The organism is Psychrilyobacter sp., assembly GCF_037132775.1.
GTDB lineage: Bacteria > Fusobacteriota > Fusobacteriia > Fusobacteriales > Fusobacteriaceae > Psychrilyobacter.
This window is the reverse complement of sequence record NZ_JBAHZY010000114.1, coordinates 1-8,988: the sequence shown is the minus strand read 5'-3', so window position 1 is coordinate 8,988 and position 8,988 is coordinate 1. Positions and strand designations below refer to the sequence as shown.

The following is an 8,988-nucleotide window of genomic DNA, read 5'->3' as shown; positions in this document are numbered from 1 at the left end:
CGATCTTAAATTTAAACTTAGAAGAGTAAGTTTTTCGTGTATTCATAATCAAAATCCCCCATATTGTTTTCTTAAATTATACCCTATTTTTTTGCTTAAGGTTAAACACTCTTTGTATGAATTTATACGACCATTATACACCTTGCCAAGATAGGGTGGGAGTCTATGGGGAAGGTGAATAGAGAGTCAAGAAACAGACATAAAAAAGGCTCCTAAAAGTTAATTTAAGAGCCAATTTACACAAATTGCAATGAATTCTCTAGGGGAGAGAGTGGCATTTGGTAATACAACAATATTCATTACACAAACATTCTACTATTGTTTACTAACTTAGTCGACTTAAGAGTTGATAAAATTTAAAAAGGAGGGGATAGATAGGGCTGGATAGAGCTTCTACATGGGTATTAGTCGATGCTAATATTGAGTTAATAGACATAGGAATAAGAAAAAAGTACCGTCATATCCTAGGCAGAAAAGTATTAGGAGATACATAAAACTACTCCATAGGAAAAGAAATAGTCAGGATAGGTGAGAAAGAATAAAAAAAGGGCTAAACAGCCCATTTATTTATTTTATGTGGGCACTAGAACAACAATGAGAACAACCATTAGCATTTAAAAAACCTTTGAATTTTGCCTCGATTAATGCATCATTGAGGTTATCAAAACGACCTAAAAAATTTTTTTCTCCGTTTCTAGGTGGAATATATGGACACCCCAGTACATGAATTATATTTGTCTTGAGATCAATACAATAAAGCATTAAGACACCTCCTTATTAGTTTAGTATACCAATAGTATACCACAAAAGAGACAGTAAATAATAAAAAGGTACTGTGAGAGCTTCATTCTGCTTTTTGGTGAGGGGGAGCCCGGGAGTTTTTACATAATAAAAGCCTTAACTTCACGAGTCAAGGCTTTTAAAAGGTATCTAATAAGAAAATCAGGGAGTCTTCTTATTTAAAGTCTTCATCATAAACTGAAGAAAGTCAAATTTAAAATTCATATTTCGTGAGTAACGAAATCGAGGTGATAACAATGATAGGAAAATCAGGAGATATTCCCTTTGAAGTCTCCTTTGATGGTAAAAATAAAAAGATATTAAATTTTACTGATTTAAAATTAAGTGGTGGAACTAATTATGAGAGACATACTCATAAAGGACAGAAACCTGTTCTAGAATCTTTAGAGAATCTAATTGTACATTGCTTAGAAAATTGAACAAGGAAGACTGTACAGGAGCTTCTAATGAGTTTAAGCGATGGAACAAGCAGGTGGGAAGGTATTAAATGGGCTAGTTGCCAGAAGAAAATCAGAGGGGAATTTATTTATTAATTTATAAGGAGGAATGAAATGAAAGAACTATTAGGAAATACATTAATATGGCAAATATTATTGGGGGTTATACTGTTAATTCTACCATCACCACTACTAAAGAAAACAGGAGACAAGGTAGGAGATGCAATTGAAGGTGTAGGGGGAACAAAAGTCCGGAACACCGCCTATAAGATATTAATTGATTTTGCTGAAGGACTAAAGTCTACAAAGTATAAAGGAAATATTGATTTAGTTTCTAATTGGCAGGTAGACAAGGAATTAGATAAGTATAAGGTGTCGCTGGGTTTGGAGGAATCCAAATCAAAGGGAAAGGATTAGAGTTTAAGATAGATCCATGGAATCAAAAGACTAAGTTATTTCAGTTAAAGATTTTTAGGAAGGCTAATTCTATAAGGAAATTATTTTTAGGAGAGGATTAAACCTCTCCTTTTTTAATAAAAATAAAATAAAATTAGTATAGTGTAAAAATTAATTTTAGGTTGTATCTTGGGAGCTTTTAAGTTCCTAAAACATAAGAATTTATCCATTTCTTTAGTTTTTTTAAAAGAAATATGCTATATTTAATATTGAGAATAGATTTTTAAGGAGGAGATTCAAATTAATAAGTACTATGAAATTATAATAAAAGCATTAGTTCTTGAAAAAAGTTCAAGAGAGATAGTTATGAAAAATATGATTAATTTAATAGATAAATATATATCTGATTATTCTGTGGAATATCATGAAAAACAAACTCTAAAAGACTACTGTGTCTCAAGAATAGAACCCAGCATAAGTAATAGTTTTAATAGAGGAGATATTATTTCTATAAAATTACGTACATCAGTAAAAAAAATAAAAGATTCCTTTCTTGAAAAAGAAAAAATAAATGATCTATTAAAGGTTATTTATACTGAGGATAAAGAATTTACAAACAAAAGAATAATATCTCAACTTTATTCCATCACTCCTGCTATTTTCCAAGGGAAAGAGGAAGATTTTAATGGGAAAACATTTAATAATTATGTTCTAGGAGATAGAGAAAATGTAGATGTGTTAAAATCAGCTATACTTAGAAATGCTAAAGCAAAGTCAAAGTTAGATAAATCTCATGATTTTATAAAAAAAATTACAATTAGAAATAAGTACCCTATAAAAATAACTAATCTAAGACAAAAAAATAAGTTTGTCTATTTAGGAGATAAACTCGAGATAGAAATAAAAGAAGATGCTATTTCACAAAGAATAGCCCAAAACTTAATAATCAATGGGATAGGGAAAATGTGTACATCAGGTAGTGGTTTTTTAAACTATAAACTAAAATAAAAGGAGTGAATTAAATTGAAAAAAATATATGGAATTATAGGAACTGATGTTAATGGCGGAATGTTTAATGCTGATTTTACAGGAAGAGCTAGAAGAGATTCTCAAGGGAATATGATCCATTCAGATGTCTCACTAAAATATTGTTTCAGAAGAACTTGGGCTTTGAAAGATGGTCTGGATTCGGTACTAGCTTATACAAAATATGATAAAGATTTAAATCCTACAACATTAGAAGATAACTTTAAGTTTAAATTCCCAAAGATAGGGAAGACCAAGCAAGATGTACGAGAACAATTACTTACATATAAAGATGTTAGAAACTTTGGGATGGCATTTGCAATAGCTAAAAACAACATTTCTCTTACAGGAACAGTACAAATAGGATGGGGTATAAATATTAATGGAAATGAAATAGAAAGATCAATTCAAATTTTATCACCTTATGCTTCAGGAAAAGGGAAGGGACAAACTACATTAGGAACTCAATATATAGTTGATAATGCTTTATTTGTAGCACCTCTCATAATTAACTTTACAGAAGACTATAAAGAAAAGGACTATAAAGACTTTGTTGAAACTTCAAAAAGAGCTGTAACAGAAACACAGTCAAGAAGCATGATAGGTTGTAATAGTGCTTTCTCTTGTTTTGTAGAATTAAAGAACGAAGTTATTCCAACTGATCTTTTATCATCTAGAGTGAAATTAGAAGATGGCAATCAATTAATTTTTGATTTTGAAGGGGTAGAGCTTAAATCAGTAGAATTATTTGCAAATATATATAAATATGACGTTAAAATAATTAACTCAAATATTGATATTGAAGTAAAAAACTTATTCTAGGAGGTTTAAATGAAAATTCTAAAAATAAGTTTGGGTGGGAAGTTTGCTCATTTTGGAATAAACGGAACGAACGATAAAAATAATCGATATTCATATCAACATATCACAGGATCTTCTATAAAGGGAATCTTAGGAGCAATTATGGGGTATAAAGGTTGGGGAGAATTAGAGGGAAAGCAACAAACTCCTGAATTTTTGGAAAAGCTAGAAAACATTTCATACGGAGTGGTGCCTAAGCAATTTAAATTTAATTCTATGCTACATACATACAACAACACCTCAGGAGTCAATAAAAATGATAAAGGAAGTGGAACTCTTCAAATAACAGAGGAAATATTAGAAGATGTAAGTTGGGATATTTATCTTAGAAACCTTCCTCAAGAAGTAATTGATAAAATATTAGGAAATACTTCTACTTACATCTTATCCCTAGGTAAAAAAGGATTTTTAATGGATAAATTTAAATCTCAAATATTGGATGGGGAAGAATTATTAAGCAATAAAGTGAATAGTATAATCCCTGCAAATTTAAATAAAGAAGCCGATGATATCTTTGATTTAGAAGAGCCTGTCAATGAATCATTAAATTTTCTATACTCAACAAATTTCTATAATAGATCGGAAGTGTTCGCTTTAACAACTAGTAGTTTATCTAAAAAAATAAAAGTGTTAAATGTAGAGGGTAAAAATATTTATATGGTAGGTGAAATATAGGTGAAACAGTTTTTATTAAATATGTATGATAGTCATAATTTAGAAGAATACTTATTTCATAATTGGATAATAAAGGATTCTCTTATTGTACTAGGAGATAAACTTGGAAATATTAAATCCTTATTTTCTGTAGACAAAGAAAATAAAAGTCATGAAAAATACAAAGAGATTGCGAAACTAGATATATTATCATTGGTTATGAACTCGAATAAATCCATTATAAAAAAAGCAGATAGTAATAATAAATACTCATTCATGTTTAAAAAAGAAAATCTTTTAAACAATGAAAATTTATTTAAAGAATACAGCGATTCTTTGTTAAAAAAACTAAATAGAGAAGTATCGCCAGCCATTGAAAAAGTTATAAAAAAATTAGTAAAAGAGGATCAATTTAGAGAGTATAAGGGTGAATGGATAAAAATCTTTATAGATGGAAATCTAGTTGAATATAAAGATGAGAGAAACATCTATGTAGAATCTTTGGGAACGTTGGCAATGTTTACTAACACAGAAAATAAGAAAAAAATGTTTCTTTCAAAGAATAGTATTTTACCTACAAAAAATGTCCAACTAGTGTCCAGCGAGATGTTAAATAAGTTTATGTTATTAGATAAATTGTTTTATATGATTTTTAAGATGAATAAAAGGAATATCTATGTTAATAATGAAAAAATAGAATTTCTATCAACTCTAGAAGCAATATCTCTAGATGACTTCACAGGATTCTATTTAAAAGTGAACCAAAATCAAGGAAATGGATTCTTGGAAGTTTTTACCAGTGTTTCTAAAAAAAGACCGAAAACAATCAGATTAAATCCAGTATTCCCTACAAAGATGAATAAAAAAATAGATGAAAATAGTTTTTTCAGAGAAATCTACCATAGGTTTAAAATTGATATCTTTGATAAAATATCAATAAATGTAGATTTCATTATGGTTCAAAATGCTATAAATAATAAGGGAATAAAAGGACAAGAGGTAGAATTTAATTCTTTGAATAAAAGCTTTAAAAATTTGATAGAAGAGCATTTTTTCAGATTGAAACTAGCTGAAAAAGAAGTAAAGGAGCAGTTTAATATATTCAATACTATTTATGGAGGAATTAAAGATATGGAAAAAGATATAAGTTATACATTAGGGAAAGTAGTGAGATATCTAGAAGGAAAGAAGGAAAATGGTTTTGGAGAGTATAGAACTCAATTTAGAAATATAACATTTAAAGTAGTTCAGAGTAGCTTAGAATCGCTTATAACTTACCATTCTCACAATGTCTACGCTTGTACAAATCATGAAGAGTTAAAGGGCGATTTAAGAAAAATATTTAATGAGAATGTAATAATAAAAGTCAATAACATTAGTTTGATAAGGGGTTATTTAGAAGAAATCACCTATTATGGAGAAAAAAATGATAGCAGCCCACAAAAAGAAAATTAATGGAACCTATGAATACGAATCCCTAGAAACCCATGAAAATCTAACTGTAGAATATGCAAAAAAAATATCCTCTGAGAGAGTTGTAGAAAGATTGGGTTATTCTTATGAGTCATTTTTGAAATCTATAAGATATCACGACAAAGGAAAGAGAAATATCAACTTTCAAAGAGAAAAAATGGGATTAGAAGGTTATAAAACATTAGATGGGACAACCAATCATTCTCAACTTTCTGCTATATTATATCTAAATAATGAAATAGGAAAGGATAATTTGAATAAAGAAACAGCTAAAGGTATTTTTTTAAATACTTATGTAATATCTTGCCACCATTCTAATATAAATAATTTTGAGAAATTAGATTTAAATTTAGAAAATTTTGAAGAGTTTGAAATTTTAATAGAAGAAAAAATAAATCTTGAGAAAGAAAAATTTCAAAAGATACTAAGTTTTGTAAAGGGTCAAATAAATCAATGGGATTATTTTTATATAAGATATTTATACAGTGTTCTGTGTAGTAGTGATATATTTGCCACCCAAGATTTTATGGAAGGATATAAATTTGAGAAATGTTCTAGCTTTCAAGATATAAAAGGTGAAATAAATACAGATCCTATCATTAAAAGTATAAAAAATAGAGAATCTAAAGAAGGGATCAATCAACTAAGAACAGAGATAGCATTAGAATCTTTGGAGAATTTTAAAAAAGGAATATCTCTATTAGAAGCTCCTACTGGATCGGGGAAAACAAAGACCAGTCTTTTGTTGGCGGAAAAATCAGAGAGTAGTAAATTGATATATGTAGCTCCATTTAACACTATTGCTAATCAAACATATAGAGAGTTATCAAGTATATTTGAAATTAAAAATCTAGGGTTTATTAACTCTTCAAATGAAATAAATTATAATGATACTTCCGCTATCGATTCTTATAATGAGTATTACTATCTAAATTCACCTATAATAGTTACTAGCTCAGTAGAATTCTTTAATATTTTATATTCTACTAAGAAAAAAAATCTTCTAAAATTTTATGCTTTAGTGGATTCAACAATTATAATTGATGAAATTCAGGCATTTAACATTAAAACATGGAAGAATTTTTGTAAAGATATGGATCTATTGACTAAAATTTTTAATATAAATTTTATAATAATGAGTGCTACTCTACCAAAATTTGAGAATTTTTTGAAAAACTATAATTATTTAATAAAAGATAGCAGTAAATATTTTAAAAACCCTTATTTTTTAGAGAGAGTTGGTATTTCAAAGATAGATATAAAAACCTTAGAGGAACTAAAGGATAAAATTTTAATAGAATATGGGAAAACAGATAAAGTATTAATCGAATTTATAAATAAAAAAATGGCTAATGAATTTTATAGATTAATACTAAAAGAAAATATAAAAGTTGATTTAATAACAGGAGATACTTTAAATAAAGAAAAGGATAGACTTATTTTAAAAACAAAAGATAAAGACTATTCAGGAATATTAATAGGAACTCAAATAATAGAAGCTGGCATAGATATTGATTTTGATATTGGATTTAAAGACTCTTCTATCCTTGAATCAGAAGAGCAATTTTTAGGAAGGATAAATAGAAATAGCCTAAAAAAGAATAGTAAAGTCTATTTCTTTGATTTGTATAAAGCAGACTTAATTTATAGGAATGATATTAGATCTACTGTTGAATTTACAATATCACAATCTGAAATATTTAATTTCCTAAGAGAGAAAAATTTTGGTTCTTATTCTTCTAAAGTTTTAAAAAAACTTGATGAAGAAAGAGAGTTTAAAGGATATTATAATTTTATAAAAAAGGAACAGGTAATGGAACTAATCACGAAGGATACTATGTCACTTTTTATATCAAATAATAAAAACAACTTCTTAATAGAAGAATATGGAAAAGTTTCTTGGGATAAAACTTTAAATTATTATGAAAAGAGTATAAAGATAAAAAATTTAAGAGCAAAAATTTATGACAATTCAATTAATGTTTATGATAAATTTTTAGACGAGAATAGAAATAAAATAAAAGAAACACTAGGATTAAAATGGATAAAAGAGGAAGATTTTATTAAATAAGTGACCTGTCGACCTCTAATAGACCAAAAATATCCGTGTATCGACAGATTAAAAAATCATTGGAAATAAAAGGATTTTAGATTTATCTACTGATTATTTATAAATTTTAAGATCTAATAGAGGAGATCGACAAATATATAGCTTTTAGGCAAATAGAATCAACGGGGGAAAGTATACCTGTATAAGATTAACTAATGTAGATTGGAAATAGGACAGATAATAAACTACTTACAGAACAGAAAAGGTATAAGATTAACTAATGTAGATTGGAAATTGATGTTAGTTCCCTTTTGTACCATGTACACAGACCTAGTATAAGATTAACTAATGTAGATTGGAAATACTACCATATAATCTCTATTTTTTTCAAATGATTCTGTATAAGATTAACTAATGTAGATTGGAAATGCCTTTATAGCAGATTGAGTTGCATTAAAACTTGATAGTATAAGATTAACTAATGTAGATTGGAAATACAAATACCTCGAATATGTCACCTGTATTTATTAGGTTGTATAAGATTAACTAATGTAGATTGGAAATTATTCAAAACTACCTTTTCCATCTTCTTCAAACGATCGTATAAGATTAACTAATGTAGATTGGAAATACTCTAAGCCCTAATCTTTTAGTCTGTTTAGTCTCTTTGTATAAGATTAACTAATGTAGATTGGAAATATGCTTCAACCGGATTATTAGAGAAAGCTAGTGTAAGTATAAGATTAACTAATGTAGATTGGAAATTATTTATCCCTCAATAATATTTCCATGCTTCTGTCGTATAAGATTAACTAATGTAGATTGGAAATACCGCGAATCTATCTTTATGCCTAGCAAAACTATCGTATAAGATTAACTAATGTAGATTGGGAATTCGTATGATGCAAGAGCCGCGTTAATCGTAAGAGGTATAAGATTAACTAATGTAGATTGGAAATGCCATCTTAGACATCTCTGCATCCATATCTGGCATCTTGTATAAGATTAACTAATGTAGATTGGAAATACTAGTGCCTTAACTCTTAGCATTGAATCTTCAAGTATAAGATTAACTAATGTAGATTGAAAATAACACTGTAAGCGGTACAAATGATAATAGTTCGAAGTATAAGATTAACTAATGTAGATTGAGGGGCTGTTGCAAGTTTTGTGTAAACTCTAAAAATTAATGTAAAACTTTTATAAAAAGAGGAGTAATAATTCTTTAATTATTGCTTCTCGTTTTTAATATATTAGAACTTTATTTTTTGTATGTCAATAGCAGAGCCT

Annotated in this window: 8 protein-coding genes and 1 CRISPR repeat array; of the genes, 7 read left to right on the top strand and 1 reads right to left on the bottom strand. The window is 27.8% G+C overall.

Features of this window, described 5'->3' with window-relative positions:
- Positions 1–567: 567 nt before the first annotated feature.
- Positions 568–762, bottom strand: a complete 195-nt coding sequence (locus V5784_RS07590; RefSeq protein ID WP_336888427.1) for a hypothetical protein — start codon at positions 760–762, stop codon at positions 568–570.
- A 275-nt stretch (positions 763–1,037) separates the two neighbouring features.
- Here V5784_RS07590 and V5784_RS07585 point away from each other — a divergent pair, with 275 nt between their 5' ends.
- From V5784_RS07585 to cas3, 7 genes are all read left to right on the top strand, one after another.
- Positions 1,038–1,220, top strand: a complete 183-nt coding sequence (locus tag V5784_RS07585) for a hypothetical protein (RefSeq protein ID WP_336888426.1) — start codon at positions 1,038–1,040, stop codon at positions 1,218–1,220.
- Positions 1,221–1,352: 132 nt separating this feature from the next.
- Complete coding sequence (locus tag V5784_RS07580; protein WP_336888425.1) at positions 1,353–1,655, top strand: hypothetical protein; 303 nt, start codon at positions 1,353–1,355, stop codon at positions 1,653–1,655.
- Positions 1,656–2,000: 345 nt separating this feature from the next.
- Complete coding sequence (locus V5784_RS07575; protein ID WP_336888424.1) at positions 2,001–2,642, top strand: hypothetical protein; 642 nt, start codon at positions 2,001–2,003, stop codon at positions 2,640–2,642.
- Between the two features lie 15 nt (positions 2,643–2,657).
- The gene (locus V5784_RS07570) at positions 2,658–3,482 is read left to right on the top strand and encodes a type I CRISPR-associated protein Cas7 (RefSeq protein ID WP_336888423.1); all 825 of its coding nucleotides are present in this window, start codon (positions 2,658–2,660) and stop codon (positions 3,480–3,482) included.
- A 9-nt stretch (positions 3,483–3,491) separates the two neighbouring features.
- Complete coding sequence (cas5, locus tag V5784_RS07565) at positions 3,492–4,196, top strand: CRISPR-associated protein Cas5 (protein WP_336888422.1); 705 nt, start codon at positions 3,492–3,494, stop codon at positions 4,194–4,196.
- Positions 4,197–5,630, top strand: coding sequence for a hypothetical protein (locus V5784_RS07560; RefSeq protein WP_336888421.1), 1,434 nt, complete (start codon positions 4,197–4,199; stop codon positions 5,628–5,630).
- Positions 5,602–7,719 carry a CRISPR-associated helicase Cas3' gene (cas3, locus tag V5784_RS07555; RefSeq protein ID WP_336888420.1) on the top strand — a complete coding sequence of 706 codons (2,118 nt, stop codon included), beginning with the start codon at positions 5,602–5,604 and terminating at the stop codon, positions 7,717–7,719. The genes V5784_RS07560 and cas3 overlap by 29 nt, the downstream gene beginning before the upstream one ends.
- Before the next feature lie 179 nt (positions 7,720–7,898).
- A CRISPR array of direct repeats spans positions 7,899–8,854; the repeat unit is 30 nt; unit sequence GTATAAGATTAACTAATGTAGATTGGAAAT.
- Positions 8,855–8,988 lie beyond the last annotated feature (134 nt).